The 16,154-nt window shown below is 52.9% G+C and carries 21 protein-coding genes; 6 read left to right on the forward strand and 15 right to left on the reverse strand.

The window, feature by feature from the left end; genetic code table 11:
* The first annotated feature begins 36 nt into the window (after positions 1 to 36).
* Genes flhA through BLW66_RS06500 form a run of 4 tightly spaced genes read left to right on the forward strand, consistent with a single transcriptional unit; the run spans position 37 to position 4,312 of the window.
* Positions 37 to 2,136: a flagellar biosynthesis protein FlhA gene (gene flhA, locus BLW66_RS06485; RefSeq protein WP_244508567.1), complete on the forward strand. Its 2,100-nt coding sequence runs from the start codon at positions 37 to 39 to the stop codon at positions 2,134 to 2,136.
* A gap of 23 nt (positions 2,137 to 2,159) precedes the next feature.
* Positions 2,160 to 2,906, forward strand: coding sequence for a flagellar biosynthetic protein FliR (locus BLW66_RS06490; RefSeq protein WP_244508568.1), 747 nt, complete (start codon positions 2,160 to 2,162; stop codon positions 2,904 to 2,906).
* Complete coding sequence (locus BLW66_RS06495) at positions 2,907 to 3,992, forward strand: EscU/YscU/HrcU family type III secretion system export apparatus switch protein (protein ID WP_089946252.1); 1,086 nt, start codon at positions 2,907 to 2,909, stop codon at positions 3,990 to 3,992.
* Entirely contained in the window at positions 3,989 to 4,312 is a 324-nt protein-coding gene (locus BLW66_RS06500) for a hypothetical protein (protein ID WP_089946254.1), read from the forward strand. The genes BLW66_RS06495 and BLW66_RS06500 overlap by 4 nt, the downstream gene beginning before the upstream one ends.
* Position 4,313: 1 nt before the next feature.
* Here BLW66_RS06500 and BLW66_RS06505 read toward each other — a convergent pair whose 3' ends face one another.
* From BLW66_RS06505 to BLW66_RS06545, 9 genes are read right to left on the reverse strand one after another with little or no spacing between them, the layout of a single operon-like run.
* Positions 4,314 to 4,805: a flagellar basal body-associated FliL family protein gene (locus BLW66_RS06505; protein WP_089946255.1), complete on the reverse strand. Its 492-nt coding sequence runs from the start codon at positions 4,803 to 4,805 to the stop codon at positions 4,314 to 4,316.
* Positions 4,806 to 4,814: 9 nt separating this feature from the next.
* Positions 4,815 to 5,549, reverse strand: a complete 735-nt coding sequence (gene flgH, locus BLW66_RS06510; RefSeq protein WP_089946704.1) for a flagellar basal body L-ring protein FlgH — start codon at positions 5,547 to 5,549, stop codon at positions 4,815 to 4,817.
* Positions 5,550 to 5,554: 5 nt separating this feature from the next.
* A complete protein-coding gene (gene flgA / locus BLW66_RS06515; RefSeq protein WP_089946257.1) occupies positions 5,555 to 5,986 on the reverse strand; it encodes a flagellar basal body P-ring formation chaperone FlgA in 432 nt (143 codons plus the stop codon).
* Positions 5,983 to 6,768 (reverse strand): flagellar basal-body rod protein FlgG, encoded by a 786-nt coding sequence (gene flgG / locus BLW66_RS06520; protein WP_089946259.1) that lies wholly within the window; start codon positions 6,766 to 6,768, stop codon positions 5,983 to 5,985. Before flgG ends, flgA begins: the two co-directional genes overlap by 4 nt.
* 15 nt (positions 6,769 to 6,783) lie before the next feature.
* On the reverse strand, positions 6,784 to 7,503 hold the full coding sequence (locus tag BLW66_RS06525; RefSeq protein ID WP_089946260.1) for a flagellar hook-basal body complex protein: 720 nt from the start codon (positions 7,501 to 7,503) through the stop codon (positions 6,784 to 6,786).
* 2 nt (positions 7,504 to 7,505) lie between these two features.
* Positions 7,506 to 7,775 (reverse strand): flagellar biosynthetic protein FliQ, encoded by a 270-nt coding sequence (locus tag BLW66_RS06530; protein WP_089946262.1) that lies wholly within the window; start codon positions 7,773 to 7,775, stop codon positions 7,506 to 7,508.
* On the reverse strand, positions 7,775 to 8,050 hold the full coding sequence (gene fliE, locus BLW66_RS06535) for a flagellar hook-basal body complex protein FliE (RefSeq protein WP_089946264.1): 276 nt from the start codon (positions 8,048 to 8,050) through the stop codon (positions 7,775 to 7,777). Before fliE ends, BLW66_RS06530 begins: the two co-directional genes overlap by 1 nt.
* 28 nt (positions 8,051 to 8,078) lie before the next feature.
* Positions 8,079 to 8,471 carry a flagellar basal body rod protein FlgC gene (gene flgC, locus BLW66_RS06540; RefSeq protein WP_089946266.1) on the reverse strand — a complete coding sequence of 131 codons (393 nt, stop codon included), beginning with the start codon at positions 8,469 to 8,471 and terminating at the stop codon, positions 8,079 to 8,081.
* Between the two features lie 6 nt (positions 8,472 to 8,477).
* Positions 8,478 to 8,870 carry a flagellar basal body protein gene (locus BLW66_RS06545; RefSeq protein WP_089946269.1) on the reverse strand — a complete coding sequence of 131 codons (393 nt, stop codon included), beginning with the start codon at positions 8,868 to 8,870 and terminating at the stop codon, positions 8,478 to 8,480.
* A gap of 84 nt (positions 8,871 to 8,954) precedes the next feature.
* On the opposite strand from BLW66_RS06545, the gene BLW66_RS06550 reads away from it, so the two are divergent.
* Complete coding sequence (locus tag BLW66_RS06550; protein WP_425283325.1) at positions 8,955 to 10,271, forward strand: FliI/YscN family ATPase; 1,317 nt, start codon at positions 8,955 to 8,957, stop codon at positions 10,269 to 10,271.
* 130 nt (positions 10,272 to 10,401) lie between these two features.
* Here the strand turns inward: BLW66_RS06550 and BLW66_RS06555 are convergent, their stop codons facing one another.
* The 6 genes from BLW66_RS06555 to BLW66_RS06580 form a co-directional block, all read right to left on the reverse strand.
* On the reverse strand, positions 10,402 to 11,208 hold the full coding sequence (locus BLW66_RS06555) for a DUF1217 domain-containing protein (RefSeq protein ID WP_089946271.1): 807 nt from the start codon (positions 11,206 to 11,208) through the stop codon (positions 10,402 to 10,404).
* Positions 11,205 to 11,609 (reverse strand): flagellar biosynthesis repressor FlbT, encoded by a 405-nt coding sequence (gene flbT, locus BLW66_RS06560; protein ID WP_089946273.1) that lies wholly within the window; start codon positions 11,607 to 11,609, stop codon positions 11,205 to 11,207. Before flbT ends, BLW66_RS06555 begins: the two co-directional genes overlap by 4 nt.
* Positions 11,606 to 11,983 carry a flagellar biosynthesis regulator FlaF gene (flaF, locus tag BLW66_RS06565; protein WP_089946275.1) on the reverse strand — a complete coding sequence of 126 codons (378 nt, stop codon included), beginning with the start codon at positions 11,981 to 11,983 and terminating at the stop codon, positions 11,606 to 11,608. The genes flbT and flaF overlap by 4 nt, the downstream gene beginning before the upstream one ends.
* Positions 11,984 to 12,047: 64 nt before the next feature.
* Positions 12,048 to 13,529, reverse strand: a complete 1,482-nt coding sequence (locus tag BLW66_RS06570; protein WP_089946277.1) for a flagellin N-terminal helical domain-containing protein — start codon at positions 13,527 to 13,529, stop codon at positions 12,048 to 12,050.
* Between the two features lie 204 nt (positions 13,530 to 13,733).
* Positions 13,734 to 14,087, reverse strand: a complete 354-nt coding sequence (locus tag BLW66_RS06575; protein WP_089946279.1) for a hypothetical protein — start codon at positions 14,085 to 14,087, stop codon at positions 13,734 to 13,736.
* Position 14,088: 1 nt separating this feature from the next.
* Positions 14,089 to 14,361, reverse strand: a complete 273-nt coding sequence (locus BLW66_RS06580) for a hypothetical protein (RefSeq protein WP_089946282.1) — start codon at positions 14,359 to 14,361, stop codon at positions 14,089 to 14,091.
* 1,337 nt (positions 14,362 to 15,698) lie between these two features.
* Between BLW66_RS06580 and fliK the strand changes: the two genes are divergently transcribed.
* The gene (gene fliK, locus BLW66_RS17875) at positions 15,699 to 16,148 is read left to right on the forward strand and encodes a flagellar hook-length control protein FliK (RefSeq protein WP_170833415.1); all 450 of its coding nucleotides are present in this window, start codon (positions 15,699 to 15,701) and stop codon (positions 16,146 to 16,148) included.
* Positions 16,149 to 16,154 lie beyond the last annotated feature (6 nt).

Consider the following 16,154-nt stretch of genomic DNA (forward strand, 5'->3'; position numbering starts at 1 on the left):
ACTTTTAACCTAAACTGATTTGCACGCACCCTGCCTATGGACGGGGCAAACAGAGCCAGGCCAACGTCAACGATGAAACTGAAATTCCAACCAACTGTCCTTCTTGCGGTGGCATTGATGGCGGTCATCGTGATGATGATCTTGCCGATGCCCGCGTGGGTTCTAGACCTTGGGTTAGCGGCGTCTTTTGGCGTTGCCATTTTGATGTTCACCACAACATTGTTCCTGGAACGCCCGCTTGATTTTTCGTCGTTCCCGACAATTCTTTTGGCATCTTTAATGCTGCGGCTGTCACTTAATGTATCATCCACGAAACTTATCATTGGCGAAGGGCATACAGGAACGGGCGCCGCGGGGCATGTCATTGAAGGGTTTGCCAACTTCGTGATGAGCGGCAGTGTCTACCTCGGGTTGGTCGTCTTCTCCGTCCTGCTTATTGTAAACTTCATTGTGATCACGAAGGGCGCCACGCGAATGGCTGAGGTCGGCGCCCGCTTCGCTTTAGACGCGATGCCTGGCAAGCAACTTGCAATCGACAGTGACATGTCAGCAGGTGCAATCGATCACACCGAGGCCAAAACCCGAAGGGAGCGTGAACAAGCGGAAACGACTTTCTTCGGGTCCCTTGATGGCGCGTCCAAGTTCGTGAAGGGCGATGCGGTGGCGGGTTTGTTAATCACGATGCTTAACCTTGTCATGGGATTAATCATTGGCGTCGCTGCCCACGGCATGCCGTTAGGGTTGGCCTTCGAAACCTATGCGATCCTTACCGTTGGCGACGGTCTGGTCACACAAATTCCAGCAGTCATCATCTCTATCGCCACAGCGCTCTTGCTCGCCCGCGGTGGCACAAGCGGCGCAACGGATATCGCACTGGTGGAGCAGCTGGGACGACACCCAGCAGCGTTGGCGACAGTCGGTGTTCTCATGGTGTTTTTCGCGTTGGTCCCGGGCTTGCCCTTCGTCCCCTTCCTTTTGGGGGCTTTAACGCTTCTTGCCTCCGCGTATCATTTCAAACGAAAACTGGATCTAAAGCCGGCAGTGATACCCTCTCCCCCCGTCACGAAAATACCAGAAAAATCCATGGGCGACATCTTGGATCTGGATGAAATACATGTCGAATTTTCGCCCGACTTGGTGATGATGGCACTTGACCCAACCACCGGCTTAGAGACCCGCATCGGCAATATGCGCAACCACGTCGCCAGCAGTTTCGGGCTGGTTCTTCCGGAAATTCGGCTAACGGATGACGCTTCGCTGAAATCGGGGGGATACCGCATCCGCATACATGGCGTGGTCAAAGCGGAGGACACATTGCATCCCGACTCCGTGTTAGCGCTACTTCCGCCACACGATCCGGACGCCGTTGAAGGTGAAGTGGTAAAAGAGCCGGTGTATGGCGCGCCCGCAAAATGGATCAGTCGCAAATCAAAAGAAGATGCTGCAATGGCCGGCTGCACTGTTGTCGCCCCCCCTGAGATACTTGCGACGCATCTTCTGGAAGTCGTTAAAACCAATTTTTCGCGTTTGCTTAGCATGCGCAGCCTACGACGTATTCTTGACGAGTTCACCAATCTTTCCGACACCAAACGCAACGAAATTAATCGAAAAATACTGGATGAACTGATCCCTGAACGTGTGTCGATGGAAACACTTCTACAGGTTCTTAGACTGCTGCTCGATGAGCGCATATCAATCCGGAACCTTCCGGTCATTCTTGAGAGTATTGCTGAAGGCCGCTCCATTCACTCGACCGCGGAAGCCCTGTGTGAACACACGAGGCAGAGATTAGGCGCACAACTATTCGCTGATCTTAAACGGGATGATGGCTCGCTTCCGTTGTTGCAACTGTCCCCTGAGTGGGAGGAGTTGTTCACCCAATACGCTATCCCTGAGGGTTTACCTTCCGAGATTGCGCTACCACCCGAGGACTACAGCCGTCTAGCCGACGGGGTTTCGCAAAAATTGGGCCACCTGAACGAGACCGGCGTCTTTCCAGCCGTGGTCACGTCTGTGCAACGTCGTCGCTTTTTGCGGCTGCTTCTCGTCAGTCGTGGCATAGACACGCCAATTTTCTCCTACGAAGAAATAGCCCAAGATGGGCGGCCCGCCATTGTCGGCGTAGTGGCCGCATAATGCTCGATTCTTTGCCAGTACTGATGTCCGAACAAAACGTTTGGACGGCCTCCCTTATCGTTCTGCGCGTCGGCGCCGCCATGGCCTTCCTCCCTGCGTTTGGGGAGAAGGCCGTACCGATGCGCATAAAGCTAGGCGCTACGCTCGCCTTCTCAGCGATATTGGCACCGCTAATTTGGCCCACTCTAGCGCAGATCTCTAACCGACAAGATTGGGTTGCGTTAATCGGGCCGGAAATCGTGTCCGGCTTACTTGTCGGCTTTGTCTTTCGTCTAACCGTTTTTGTGCTTCAGATAGCTGGTACAATAGCGGCGCAGTCGACGTCGCTGTCCCAGTTCTTCGGTGGGGGACTGGGAGCCGATCCGCAACCCGCGTTCAGCACGTTCTTTGTCGTATCGGGACTGTGTTTCGCGGTCATGCTCGGGCTGCACATCCGCGTCGTTGAACTATTTCTCCACTCATATCACAGCTTTCCAACCGGCGTTTGGCCGGTCCCCGGACCGACTGCGGAGTGGGCCATTAGCAACATAAGCCACACGTTCGGGCTAGGTTTTAGCTTGGCCGGTCCTTTTGTGTTGGCATCTTTAATCTACAACCTGGGACTAGGCGCAATAAACAAAGCAATGCCACAACTGATGGTCGCGCTGGTTGGCGCCCCTGCAATTAGCTACGGGGGCCTCCTACTGCTGATGCTCTCAAGTCCGTTCATACTTACTGTTTGGGGTCGCTTTTTTATGCGTATCAGCAGCCCCGAAGGGTCTGGTTTTTAAATGGCGGAACCGGCGGAGAGCGGAGAGAAGTCACATGAGGCAACACCTAAGAAGCTGCAAGACGCCCGAAAGAAAGGACAGATTCCCAAATCAGCTGACCTGAATGCCTCCGCCGCATATCTTGGATTGATTTTAGCGTTAACCATACTTGGACCGACGACTTTGCTAGACGCCGCCTCCAAGCTAAGCCACCTCCTATCGGACCCAGCTGCATTTATCGCCATCGATGGCACGACAGACAGCGTCACATTGGCCGGGCTAATGAAAGAAGTCGGCATATCTTCATTGCTGCCTCTGTTTAGCATACCTGCAATTGCGGTTTTGCTGAGCTTGCTCGGCCAACAGGCGTTCACCTTTGCGCCGTCCAAAATTCAGCCCAAGCTCAACAAAATATCGCCTATCGCGTCCGTAAAGAATAAGTACGGGGCATCTGGGCTTTTCGAATTTTTGAAATCTGCACTCAAGCTGGTGGTCGTGAGCTTGCTCATGATTTTGTTTCTACGCTCCACCTTTCCCGATATGTTGCACGTCATAAGCCTTGAGCCGTCGCAGATCTCAGCTCTGCTAGGCCTGCAAATTCTGTCATTTCTGACAATCATACTCGGGATGTCCCTGCTCGTCGGTGGGATAGATTACTTGTGGCAAGTTTCAGAACACCACCGAAAACACCGCATGACTAGAAAGGAGGTGGAGGACGAGAGCAAAGAGGCCGAAGGCGATCCTCACAACAAACAGGCGCGCCGGCAACGCGGTTACGAGATTGCCATGAATCAAATGCTAGCGGATGTCCCCGAGGCAGCGGTCGTGATTGTTAACCCCACCCACTATGCCGTTGCATTGAAGTGGGACGCAAACAGCCCTAATGCGCCAATTTGCGTGGCGAAGGGCGTAGACGAAATCGCCGCGCGCATTCGGGAGGTAGCACACGCAGCATCGGTACCTATTCACAGTGACCCACCCACCGCTCGGTCGCTCTATGCGCACATTGATGTCGGGAAAGAAATTTGGCCTGAAAACTTTCGCGCAGTCGCCGCTGCTATCCGCTTTGCGCAATCGATGAACACCTCTCGGAGAAATACGAAGTGAGTATCGCCAAGCTTGTTCCGCTGCTCAATGCCGCTTACCAAAGGGATCAATCCGCGTTCAATGTGATACGTACCAAGGTCGCCGCCTTAGAAGCGCAGGTATCTAAACTTCGCAAATTTGAGCAGCCTTTGAGCGATGATTCCACGAGCTTCGAACAATCCCATGCTTGGAGCAACCATTTAAAATGGCGGGAAGCCGAAGCGCGAAGACTGATGCGCCTTGTGTTCGAGCTTCAATCAGATCTGCGGAACGCACGCCAACAGTTGAAAAAATCATTTGGTCGGCTCGAGGCGGCTAGAGCCGCTGCAAAAACTGAATAAGCTACATATCCTGTCGAACAATGTCAGTGATCAGAACGTCAGACACGTTTTCACCTGCGACCCTTCGAGCACTCGCGAGCAACGAACTGCGAAGCGTATCCATCGCTGTTGACGCGGTATAAACGCCGTCAAATCCGCCCAAATATGCGTGGTCAAACAGGACCTGAAGAAACGCGTCGCGCAACTTTGGCTCCCTGTCATAAATCGCGCTGGTATCAACAGCGGGCACCTCCAAACTTAGTGACAACACGACGAGCGCCGACACCAGATCATCTTTGATGACTGGAACGACAAACTGATTGTTAATCTTGACGAAACTAAGCTCCACCTCCACCGGTTCGGCCGCCTTTAGGGGTGCTGCGGCCTCCGCCGGCCCCTCATCCACAGAAGAAGCCGTCGGAGGTTCTGGAGGAGCAGGACGAAGAAAAAAACCTGCCCCAACGCCCGCTGCCAAACCCAAAACAAGCAATAAAACTGGTATCAAGGCGCCCAAATCAAACTCCTAAAATGGCAATACGATATCAGCAATTTGCTGACCGTAACGGGGCTGCTGCACATCTGTAATCTGCCCTCGCCCGCCATATGAAATTCTCGCAGCCGCGATACGGTCATATGACACCTCATTTTTTCTGTTTATGTCAGCGGGTCGCACGTATCCGCTAACCAACAGCTCACGTAGCTCGAAATTGACCCGCACTTCCTGCGAACCTTCGATACTCAAGACACCATTTTGCAAGACGTCTACGACAGTCGCAGCGACCCGAATGGAGAACTTTTCTTTCCGCTTGATCGTACCGTCGCCAGAAGACGAGCTGGATGAATTGGTCGAAACTGCAGTATCCAGCGACGCCCCGTCGGGTAATATTTCGTTCACACGCTGCGGGATTCCCAAAAGCGAAGGCAGCTCTAAATTTTCGGATCCGGATCTCCCTCGCGAGCTGCTGTTGGAGATTTCTGCGCGTTCATCAATCTCAACAACCACTGTTACGATATCGCCAACCTGCTCCGCCCTCTGGTTTCCAAGCAGTGAATTTCGACCAGACTCCCATAGCGATGCACTGTCTGTCGCCAACTCGGGTTCGGAAGATTTCGGAACTGGAACCCGCATCATCGCATAATGCTCGTTAGTATTGGCAATCGCACTAATTTCCGGTGGCTTTCCGACATCTTCCAAGCGCCCACATGCGGCTAGCATGGCGAACAAAGCCAGTCCCTGAATGGCACGAGTTTGGCTCATCAAATCTACTTTCCACTTACCGTTACTTCGGCCAAATCACTTACATGGCCCAAAACTGTATTTTTTGACACAAGGTTCAGAACTCGCAAAGTATCCCCGACCGCCCCCCGCCCGAGCGCGCGCCCCTCAGTGGCGATGTTCAACGTACCGGTTTTATAAATTAGCGTGACGATGTCGTTCCGATGGACAAGCGCCCTTGGGCCAACGTCGCCCGCCTGTAACGGCCGACCACGGTAGAGAACCCGTTGCACCTCCTGACCAATCACCTGCGATACGTTCGAATATGTGCCATTCAACGACCGTTCGGAAATGCGTATATCTTCCGCCGTTACCATATGACCGGGGCGCAACGTATGCTCTGGCACGACAGTCTGCGCTGCGGCTGCGGCAGCAGAGAGGGCTGTCAGCAAAACAACGGCACTCGCATATCTGATCATCGGATTTGCGTTGTCGCGCTAAGCATTTGATCAGCAGCCGTGATGACCTTGGCGTTCAGTTCGTAACCACGTTGCGCCTCGATTAGTTCCGTTACTTCACGGACGGCATCGACTGAAGAATCCTCTAGATAGCCGTGCCGGAACCGTCCCAAACCGCTTTCGCCAGCAGTGCCGACAACCGCCCCTCCAGAGGCACCGGTTTCGACGAACAGGTTGCTCCCTATCGCCTCGAGCCCTTTTTCATTCGTGAAGCCTGCGAGCGTGAGTTGGCCAAGCTGCTCAGGCTCAACGCGGTCCACGAAGTAGGCGAACACCTCTCCCTCGGGATTGACCGAAATGGAACGTGCATCTTCGGGAATCGTGATGTTTGGAACCACGGGAAATCCATCAGATGTCACCAACAGGCCATCGCCTGTCCGTTTCAAACCGCCGTCGCGAGTGTAGCCCGAAACGCCGGATGGCAAAGCAACCTCAAGGTAGCCACGCCCTTCAACGGCCAAGTCTAGATCCCCACCGGTCTGCGACAGCGCGCCCTGCGCCACGTTCACAGACACCGCTGTCGCACGGACGCCTAGCCCCATCTGAACGCCGGCCGGCACCAATGTTCCATCAGCCGCATTGATGCTGCCTGCACGCGTCAGCTGCTGATAGTGCAGATCGGCAAACTCGGCGCGACGCGCGTTGTAACCAGTCGTCGACATGTTCGCTAAATTATTAGAGATAACGTCGACGCGAGATTGTTGCGCAGCCATACCCGTTGCTGCAATTTTGAGGGCATTCATGTTGTTGTCCTTTCGTTATCGACCGCCGACCAATGTCATGATTGAGCGAAGTCGTTCATCTTCTTTCTCTAGGAATGACTGCCCCATCTCGTATGACCGCTGAACTTCGATCATGCGCGCTATTTGCCCAACAGCATCGACATTCGAAGACTCCAAGAAACCTTGGCTTATCGTGGCGTTATCAGCGGGCAGAAGGTCAGAATTTGTTTTGAATTTCACGCCGCCCTCGCGCACAAGCGTCGTCAGATCGGTCGGCAGAACTAACCCAATCTGTGCCACCGGATGTCCGCCCGCTGACAATGTCCCATCGGCAGAAATACTGATCGGACCAGCGTCGGCAGGGGCAAACATCGGCGCGCCCCCGACATCCAAAAGCAAACTTCCATCAGGTGAAACCAGTTCACCCTCTGCGCTCAGACTAAAAGCCCCTGCGCGCGTCAGCCTTACCCCATCAGGGGTCTGCACCTGAAAGAACCCGTCACCGTTAATTCCGAGATCGAAAGCCCCGCCTGTTTGCGTCAAGGACCCTTGGTGGTAATTCGTCTGGTGCGCGTTTGCGCGCGCCATTGATATGCTGTCGTTACCTACGCCCAACGGCATCACGAATTCTGAGAAAATGGCGCTTTCGGCCCGAAACCCGGTTGTGGCAAGGTTAGCTATATTGTTGGCCACAACGCGCATCTCATTCATCAGGCCGGACTGACGGGTTAGCGTCGTATAGACGGAATTACTCATCACTAGCCCCCCACAATTATTGGAATGATTGTGCCAGACCAAAACATCATGAGGTGTTTGGTCATGAAGCTCATCGACATCCAGAACGTCGCAAGAATTGCACCGACTTTGGGGACAAAGGTTAACGTCATTTCTTGAATTGATGTCAGCGCCTGAAAGAGGCCAATCAACAGCCCGACGCCCAACGCGACGGCTAATATCGGTCCGGAGATGACGACAGCCACCCACAGCCCCTGCCGCATCACATCGAAAAATTCAGCTTCGCCAAGCATCAAACAGGCATCCGAAGAATTTCTTGATAAGCCTCAACAACCTTGTCGCGCGCACTTACAGCAGTTTGGACGGCCAATTCGGACTGGGTCAACGCCTCTACCAATTTGTGCGGATCGCCGTTTGATGTCATCGATTGCATTGCGACCTGCTCGCCCATTGCGACCACATCGGCGAACTGCTGAGCCGCCCGACCTACGGGCGTATCTGCGCTCGGGCTTGTTCCAAGTTTGGCCGCTTCATATGCGCGGTGCGCGATCGTAGTAGAAATATCCATTCTGGATTATCCTTGTAAGTTTCTAGGTTTAACGCCTCAGGATATCTAGCAAGGCACTAGACATTTTGCGTGTCTGCTCAAACATCTTGAGGTTGGCCTCATAGCTTCGTTGCGCTTCACGCGCGTCAGCGATCTCAATCATCAAATTCACATTGGAGCCTTGAATATATCCTCCTGCATCCGCCAGCGGGTGCGATGGGTCGTGAATTTTGGGGAGCTCGCTCTGATCCAAATTGGTCTTGCCCTTTCGGACCAAACCGGTTGCTTCGCCGACTTTAAACTCTTGCTCGAAGGAAGTAACTTTGCGACGATATCCAGGGGTGTTGACGTTCGCTAGGTTTTCGGATGTCAATCGGAGGCGCGCTGCATGGGCCCGCATACCGCTTGCCGATATGGCCAAACTTTGTGAAATTTCACTCATTTCCCATTACCGTCCGCGACCGATCGACATTTTCAGTAGATCGACCGAGTGCTGATATATCGTGATCGCTTTGGAGTGCTGTCGCTCGACATCAATTGACTTCAAAATTTCGCCCTCAAGCGAAACTGAATTACCGTTCGGCTTCGTCTCCCACGCCAACTTATGAGAGACGGGAAAAATATCTGCATGATGATCGGCCTGAATATGTCCCGTCCGTGTGGTACCCCAAGTCAATTCATGACGTGTTTGTATCATTTCATCAGTGAATTTTGAAACTTCGCGAGGTGTATAATTTGGCGTATCCACGTTAGCGATATTGGTAGAGATCACCTTCTGACTTGCCGTTGCGTGTTGTGCCAAAAATCCGGCTGTCTGCAATAAAGGTAAATTTTTGAACATCAGGGGTTCTCCCATCAAGTGTGTACATCTTGTCTTAAGAGCCATTCGTTTAGAAAAAGTAATCGGACCAAGAAGAGTAGAAACTTGTCTCAAAATTTTAATCAGATGATATCCGCCTTTGGTGAAATTCCTCGTTACGCGAGGGAGGGCTTTGTGACATCAACTTCCGCGGGCGTCGTCAGGGTTCGTGGATTATCGTCGGCCGCGCGCGTTGGCGACTTAGTGACCCTACATAAAAATTCAGGCCTCACGGTCTACGGTGAAGTTTTAAGTGTTCAAAAGGGGGCTCTGGACGTCCTGCCCGAAAGCGGTGTCGACGGGGTTGCTGTTAACGATCGGGTATCTCACCACGGGGCACTACGGATCATGCCGCACGTCAGCTGGCTCGGTCGAGTCATTGACCCTTTTATGCGCCCGCTGGACGGAATGCCGCTCATCACGGGGTCAGCAGAAGTGCCATTAAAATCGCCCCCACCCACACCCACGCTGAGAAAACGCTTCGGGGGTCGCCTACCAACGAAAATCGCTGCTTTTGACACGCTTCTGCCGCTGGTTCGAGGGCAACGCCTAGGTATTTTTTCAGGTTCCGGTGTGGGAAAATCCACGCTCATCGCCGATCTTGCCAAGGGTGTTCAGGCGGACGTCGTCATCATCACTTTGATCGGGGAGCGCGGTCGGGAGGTTCGCGACTTCATAGAGGACACCCTTGGAAAGGAGGGGTTACAGCGCGCGGTTATCATCGCTGCCACCTCGGACAAATCCGCGATGATCCGTCGAAAGGCAGCTTGGGTCGGCATGGCTGTTGCCGAATATTTCAGGGATGAAGGCGCACACGTCCTTTTGCTGGCAGACTCTGTCACGCGATTCGCCGAGGCTCATCGAGAGATTGCGCTCACGACAGGTGAGACCGCGAGTTTGGGGGGCTTTCCACCCTCTATTACTCAAGAACTTATGAGTTTGAGCGAAAGGGCGGGCCCTGGGCCAATCGGGAAAGGAGATATTACCGCTATTTTTTCTGTCTTACTTCAGGGCACAGACATGGATGGCCCGGTCGCGGACGTAATGAGAGGCGTGCTCGATGGCCACGTTGTATTGTCTCGGAACATCGCTGAGCGGGGGCGATTCCCTGCGATCGATGTATCGAAATCCGTATCGCGTAGCCTTCCCGGAGCAGCATCCACGGATGAGCTCGAGCTGCTCTCACAAACGCGGAGCGCGATCACCACATATGAAGAGTCTCAAACCTTGATACAGTCCGGATTGTATGATCTCGGAAGCGACGCCACAATTGATCACGCAATTTCCGTTCGCCCTAAGATAGAAGCGTTTTTGTCGAATAGAACGTCACCCTCCATCCAATCGTCATACTCTCAACTAGAGGATTGCCTAAATGGGCAATAGGCACAACAGTATACTAGCCAGCGAGGGAGCAGTGGAGGGGAGGTGCCAAACGCGCACGGTAACGCCGACACAGACCGTGAATACCCTTAAAAACAGGCAGTTTCCCCAAAGTGAAAGGCTGTTGATATAGTCAGAAAGAAAGCTTGAGGCCGTTCCGCAACAAACTTAACGCTGTCGAAGCGCCAGTTTTCACAGTTTGATTGTTGAGCTGACTCGCCAGCAAAAACTTGGTTCTCAATCTATCAACGCTAGACTGTTCCTTGAAGATGTCGATGCTCTCGCCATCGAGCTTAGACAGAACTTCAGATTTTAAAAAATCCACCTGCCGATCTAAAGATAGGTTTGAGAATGCCGGTGGCAAGAAAAATGCAGTATCGAAAATTGACTTCAGCGGTGGGTTCCCCAGAACCGAAAACCACTTCGTCGCTTCGGTTGCTTCCTTGTTAACGATCTCGCCAATGGATTGATCGAGACTTAATGCCAATCGCAAGCTTTCGTCCTGGTCGCCCACTGCCCGTTCAAACTTCTGGTCAATATACTTCGAGATGATTTCTTCAGAAAAATCGCTAAGCTGGGTGCGCGGAACATCGAAATCTCCAAAACCAAAGGCTTTCGTGAATTCCAGATAGCGTTTATCTGAAAATCGGTTTGCTAATGCATCTTCTGAAAAGGAACCGTCCGATAGTACTTTTTTTACCAGAAACGTGTTATTCAGGTCATCTTCCAAGCCAAACGCGGTTAGTGCAACCGACAAGAGCTCGCGGTCACCAACAAGGTCATCAGCAGTCTTAACCGACGAAATGCGTTCGCGAAAAGCCTCGGCCTCACGATTAGGCGCCCCTGATTTCATGAAATTATCTTTCTGGGCCTCCAAGGTGCGCGACAAGAATGTCCAACCTAGCAAACCGGACTGGGGAATGACTGGCGAGAACGTCATTGGGCACCTGCGCCCAGTAGCCTCGCCTCGCGTGACAAGAGCATTCGAAGGGACTTGAGGGCAGGGTAGAACTGGTCTTTCAGAATGTGGTCGGTCGACACATCGAGTATTCGGCGGCTATCACTATCCAAAAAAGCATAACTGAGTTTCTCAATCGTTCTTAACACCTCTTTTCTTCCGTCCTGCTGCGTTAAGTCTCCGGAGAGAATTAATTGCAGGAGATAGCAAACCCTGCGAACTGGAGTGGTGGCTTCGTCAGGGTGAATTGCATCCTTGAGCCGCAGAATTTTTGCGTCAGGTGTCAGTATATTTATGCGTCCACGACGTTCACCATTCTCGACGACAACACCGTTGATAAGAACCCGTTCCTTTGGCCCTAGCTTTAAGACTAGACCCGTCACGTGCTGGTAGCCTCCATGTTCAGGCCCCGCATTATAGACATATTAACCTCCCTAAGAGCATCGACCGTGGCATCCCCCCTTAAAACTTTTCCTGTCTGCTCATTCACAAACTCCGAGAGATAAAACACCCTGGCCCTCATATCTGCGGGAAGCGCGTTTTCGGCGTTTGAAACGTCGGAGGCTAATGCTCTCCAGAGGCGACGGTTTGAGTGCAGCGCCGCCGCCAGTTTGGGAAACCCGTGTTTCTTATCGCCGGACGCTAGAGTAATCGCGCGGGTGACCTGTGCGAAAACTTCTGCTTCGATCCCGCGGTGTGTTCGAAGGTGAGTATTCTCTTTACCATACGCAGAGATTGCCTGTTGCGTTGAATTCATTTGGACACCTAGATTGATTTAAAGTTGACGAGGCGACCACATCGGCGCCCCGTCCTCATTCACGTTAGCGGAATAGCGACAAAATACTCTGTGGCGCCTGGTTCGCGATCGACAAGGCCTGGACGCCGAGTTGTTGCTGAACCTGCAAGGCCTGCAAGCGCGCTGAGGCTTCCTCCATATCTGCATCCACAAGGGTACCGATGCCGGATTTCAGCGAGTCTGTCAGTTTGCCGACAAATTCTGACTGAGTCTCAATTCGACCTTGCGCTGAACCGAATTCAGCGGCGGCATCAATGGAGTTTTGTATCAAGACCTCGACGTTCCCAAGTGCCGCATCCGCCCCTTGAGAGCTGGTCACGTCAATACTCCCTAGGCCAAACAAGCCTCCAGAGGCTGTACCGTCTTGCGCGCCTACAGCTGTAAACGTCGCAATAGATGACGCGCTGTCGTTGTCAATTTTCAGTACCTTTGCACCTGCGTCATTGGTGGTTACGCGCGTCGTAATTCCGTCGATGCCCGCGGTATCAATCGCTGCCTTCAACCCGTTAGCGACGTCCTCGAATGTTTCACCCTCGCCCGCTATATAGGTGGCGACATCACTGCCGATGGTGACACGATATCCGTCCCCCGCATTGACTTTCGCAACCGCCGAGAACGTCACGTTTTCGGCACGCTCGGCGATTTCCGCAGTTCCATCCACGACTGGCGAACCGGAGAACGTCAGGTCCACCGCTTCAAATGCGCGCGTCGATGTGATTTCAAGATCGCTTCCGTTGCGCGCGGCACTGATACCCTCGAGACCCAGCGCATTGATCTGCCCGGCAATTTGATCAATCGCGAGTTCTTCCGTATCAGACGCTAGGAAAGTACCAGCGGTAAAGTTCAATGTGGAACCGGCTACGGTGATTTGGAAGTTGTCGCCCGACATGTCACTACTGTTCGCGAACGTGATTGCCTCGGTTGTGCCGGTGTTTGCAATCGGTCCAGCTGATGCCGTCGCATTTGCCGACAGTGACGTACCAGTGCCGTAGGTGCCAGCGCTGTCAGATAAGTCTGCGCGGGCAATCGATATATTGGATGCAGATACTGTCCCATCTCCCAAGCGGTCCAGCGACGAAAGAATGTCGACCGAGTCGGTGCCTTTCAACATATTCAGACCGTTGAATTGTGCAGCCCCGACGACAGACTTTATCTGCGACGTCAGTGCGTCGATGTCAGTTTGGATTTTTTCACGGTCCACATTCTCTTCTTGGGCGGAAACGACCTTTCCTTTAATTTGGGTAAGCAAGTCCGTCACGGTTTCCGCGCCCTGTCGGGCGACCGCCACAGTAGATTCGCCAAGCGCCAAGCTTTCCGAAATCGCGTTAAAACCTTTAACGTCTGACTCCATAACTTTTGAAATCGCCCATAACGCCGAGTTGTCTTTTGCTGACGCGACAGATTTGCCAGTTGAAATTTCAGATTGGGTTTGCAGCAAGTTCGAGTTAATTGACTTCAAAGTCTGCAACGCGACCATTGCGCCATTGTTTGTAAGAATACTTGACATATCGTTTCCTCTTGAGCAGCGCTTTTAAGCGCCGGATTTTAGCCATGCAGCACGGCTTGAAGAGTCATTTTGACTTTTGCGTGTGTTAACCTCAGTCAAACTCGCGCCACCCCGTTGGTGGGATGCGCTCCCATCTGGCGTGGAATTCCCTAACGGGCAGCTAAAGGTCACGTGTGCCTTCGATAAGTTTTTAAATACCCAAGCCTAAAATTTTCGATCGGTCAGCCCCCGATTGAAGCAACCCATCGAGCCGCTTCTATTGTATGTTTTCAAGTGTAGATCGGGATTTAGAAAGCCCATCAAACGTTCGTTTGCAGCCTGAAACCCAGCCTGTACAGCGCGGTACAATTGCTGATTCTGCTCAAATTTTATTCGCAAGTTTCTTAGCTCGACTTCGGACCTTCCGTCCCGCGCGGCATAGAAGTCCTGCAATGCCTCTTCTTTGTCCGCCAATGCGTCTGCGATATCGTCTAGCGCCCCCGCGGTCAGTGTGTCTTGCTCTCGCTCCAAGACTTTCAACAGACGAGCAGACGGGCTTTGTTTCGAGTAAATACCCAAATCATTTACCTTTCAAGTTTTTCAAAAAATGGCCGCTCAGACCTAAGCCACCTTTCTCTACAATAAGCTTTGCATGAGCATCCCGAAGAAACGTTTGAAACTGCTCCTCCCCCGCACCACCGCCGAACTCTCCTGACATTTCTTTCACGCCCATAAATGACAACATCTCAGCCAGGAATGCTCTCTCAAGACTTTGGGCAACGTCATGCATTTCAGGTGGCTTGTGCTTGCCGACTGGCGCAGCGGCAGGGCGAATAGTTGCTAAATCATTCATAAGGTTCTCCGGCAAAAGCGACCTGAGAATATTTATTGGGCAGTAGTAAAGATTGAGTAACTCATGTCTGACATTGTTCTTGCTAACTGAGCGAGAATAAACCCAGCATCATGAACCTTCCTCCAATACAGACGAGTGCAGAAAGCGGGTCTCCGCCTCATAGGGCGGAACAACCTTCTATTGAGGTCTCTAACGAGATCACACCAGACGTGTTTGAGACACTGATAGGTCCTGAGCTGGTAGAGCCGAAGCAGCAGTCACAAATGACGACAACTGCCTTAGTCAGTCCGCTGGAGGTAATCGCGAGGCTAATCCGCCTTGCCGACCCAGGCAACATACTCTTTTCGCAACAAATGCCGGATACAGCGACGCCACCGCCGCATCGAGAACCAAACACGAGCAGTCACTCGGCATCTACAACCTCGCGATCAAATGTACCGCAACTGAAGAACCTCTCTAAGGAGGGCTTTACAGCGCCCTTGTCGCAACCAACAACTACTCTGCCCTTGGCGCGATCAAAGCCTTCCGACGACATCGCCCGTGGCGCGCCTTCGTTGGGCATCGAAAAGTTAGGCCGTCAGGTGAGCAACGAAGCAACGGTCGCAAGTGCGCCAACTACAAGTAGAAGCGACCAGAATTCAAAGACGCCCCCCACCCGTCACCTATTAGATACTGGTGCGGCTCATCGAACTCGGCCTGATGTCGCACCACAAATTTTCACGGATAAAGCCGTCGATCGCCCGGTACATCTCCCCCCTGTTATTCAGGATGTAGCTGAAGTGCTTCCTGCGAGCGCCTCACGCTCGGGGCAAGAACTCGACTCTACACAGAGAAGCACCTCCGGTGTTTCGGAAGACGGGGTGACTCAGGTTGCAGCCAGCTCTCCGCCCCGTCACTTTCCGAAACGCCCTGCACTTCAGGCTTTACACGTTGAGACACGGTCAACCTCGCCTCATCAATCCCCCCAATTTGCGCCACCGGTGTCTTTGACTGAGCAACCTAACGCTTCACCTGAGTTGACGACTGCCCGGCCTAAGCCGCAAGGTTCAATGCTCTTCGCTTCCCTCCCCCAGCAACATGCTTCTGCGCCGCGCCCCACCGCCACGCGAGGCGCCCCACAAGCACAACTGCTGCACAGGCTTACCGTGAGAAGCCACCATAGGGCGACTTCACCTATAACACCAACGGCGGCGCCCAGCGGCGATCAAGTGAACATACTGGTCAATAAAGAACAGAATCTGGAAAATTTCCTACGCCCCCCTCCCACCAAGAGTCTTACTGAAAGTGTGGGGCAGCCTCGCGTTGAACCTGAACAGGGCTTGATATTTAGTACGTCGATGGCTGTCGCCAGCCAAAGTACAGCGATTGCAACTCCGCAACACCAGCAGCCACATCAGCCTCACTTGCCGCAACACATTAGCGCGCAAATATGTGTTGCGGTGGAAGCCTCAGACGAGCGCAGTGTCGAAATCCGCCTCGATCCTGAAGAGTTGGGGCGCCTGCGCATCGTTCTCTCACCCAAGGATGGTGGCATCGTGGTAACTGTTTTCTCCGAAAAACCCGAGGTGCTCGACTTAATGCGCCGTAACACGAACCAACTCGAAACCGATTTCTCAGACATTGGATATGACGGCGCCAGTTTCAGCTTTCGAAAGGAAAGTCGTGACGCGGACGACCTATTGGATGCCCCCTCCAGCAAAACCAATGAAACCACGCCAGTAAGCTCCCCGCCCGAAGTGCACCTGCAAATCGACGGAACAACCACGAGTCTAGATTTAAGGCTGTAAGGAAAC

It is taken from the genome of Litoreibacter albidus (genome assembly GCF_900107015.1).
Lineage (GTDB): Bacteria > Pseudomonadota > Alphaproteobacteria > Rhodobacterales > Rhodobacteraceae > Litoreibacter > Litoreibacter albidus.

Excerpts from the sequence above, each read along its gene's own strand:
- flhA (WP_244508567.1), top strand. The coding sequence starts at position 37 with ATGGACGGGGCAAACAGAGCCAGGCCAACGTCAACGATGAAACTGAAA.
- BLW66_RS06490 (WP_244508568.1), top strand. The coding sequence starts at position 2,160 with ATGTCCGAACAAAACGTTTGGACGGCCTCCCTTATCGTTCTGCGCGTC.
- BLW66_RS06495 (WP_089946252.1), top strand. The coding sequence starts at position 2,907 with ATGGCGGAACCGGCGGAGAGCGGAGAGAAGTCACATGAGGCAACACCT.
- flgH (WP_089946704.1), bottom strand. The coding sequence starts at position 5,549 with ATGAGCCAAACTCGTGCCATTCAGGGACTGGCTTTGTTCGCCATGCTA.
- flgA (WP_089946257.1), bottom strand. The coding sequence starts at position 5,986 with ATGATCAGATATGCGAGTGCCGTTGTTTTGCTGACAGCCCTCTCTGCT.
- flgG (WP_089946259.1), bottom strand. The coding sequence starts at position 6,768 with ATGAATGCCCTCAAAATTGCAGCAACGGGTATGGCTGCGCAACAATCT.
- BLW66_RS06525 (WP_089946260.1), bottom strand. The coding sequence starts at position 7,503 with ATGAGTAATTCCGTCTATACGACGCTAACCCGTCAGTCCGGCCTGATG.
- BLW66_RS06530 (WP_089946262.1), bottom strand. The coding sequence starts at position 7,775 with ATGCTTGGCGAAGCTGAATTTTTCGATGTGATGCGGCAGGGGCTGTGG.
- fliE (WP_089946264.1), bottom strand. The coding sequence starts at position 8,050 with ATGGATATTTCTACTACGATCGCGCACCGCGCATATGAAGCGGCCAAA.
- flgC (WP_089946266.1), bottom strand. The coding sequence starts at position 8,471 with ATGAGTGAAATTTCACAAAGTTTGGCCATATCGGCAAGCGGTATGCGG.
- BLW66_RS06545 (WP_089946269.1), bottom strand. The coding sequence starts at position 8,870 with ATGTTCAAAAATTTACCTTTATTGCAGACAGCCGGATTTTTGGCACAA.
- BLW66_RS06555 (WP_089946271.1), bottom strand. The coding sequence starts at position 11,208 with ATGACGTTCTCGCCAGTCATTCCCCAGTCCGGTTTGCTAGGTTGGACA.
- flaF (WP_089946275.1), bottom strand. The coding sequence starts at position 11,983 with ATGAATTCAACGCAACAGGCAATCTCTGCGTATGGTAAAGAGAATACT.
- BLW66_RS06570 (WP_089946277.1), bottom strand. The coding sequence starts at position 13,529 with ATGTCAAGTATTCTTACAAACAATGGCGCAATGGTCGCGTTGCAGACT.
- BLW66_RS06580 (WP_089946282.1), bottom strand. The coding sequence starts at position 14,361 with ATGAATGATTTAGCAACTATTCGCCCTGCCGCTGCGCCAGTCGGCAAG.
- fliK (WP_170833415.1), top strand. The coding sequence starts at position 15,699 with ATGGCTGTCGCCAGCCAAAGTACAGCGATTGCAACTCCGCAACACCAG.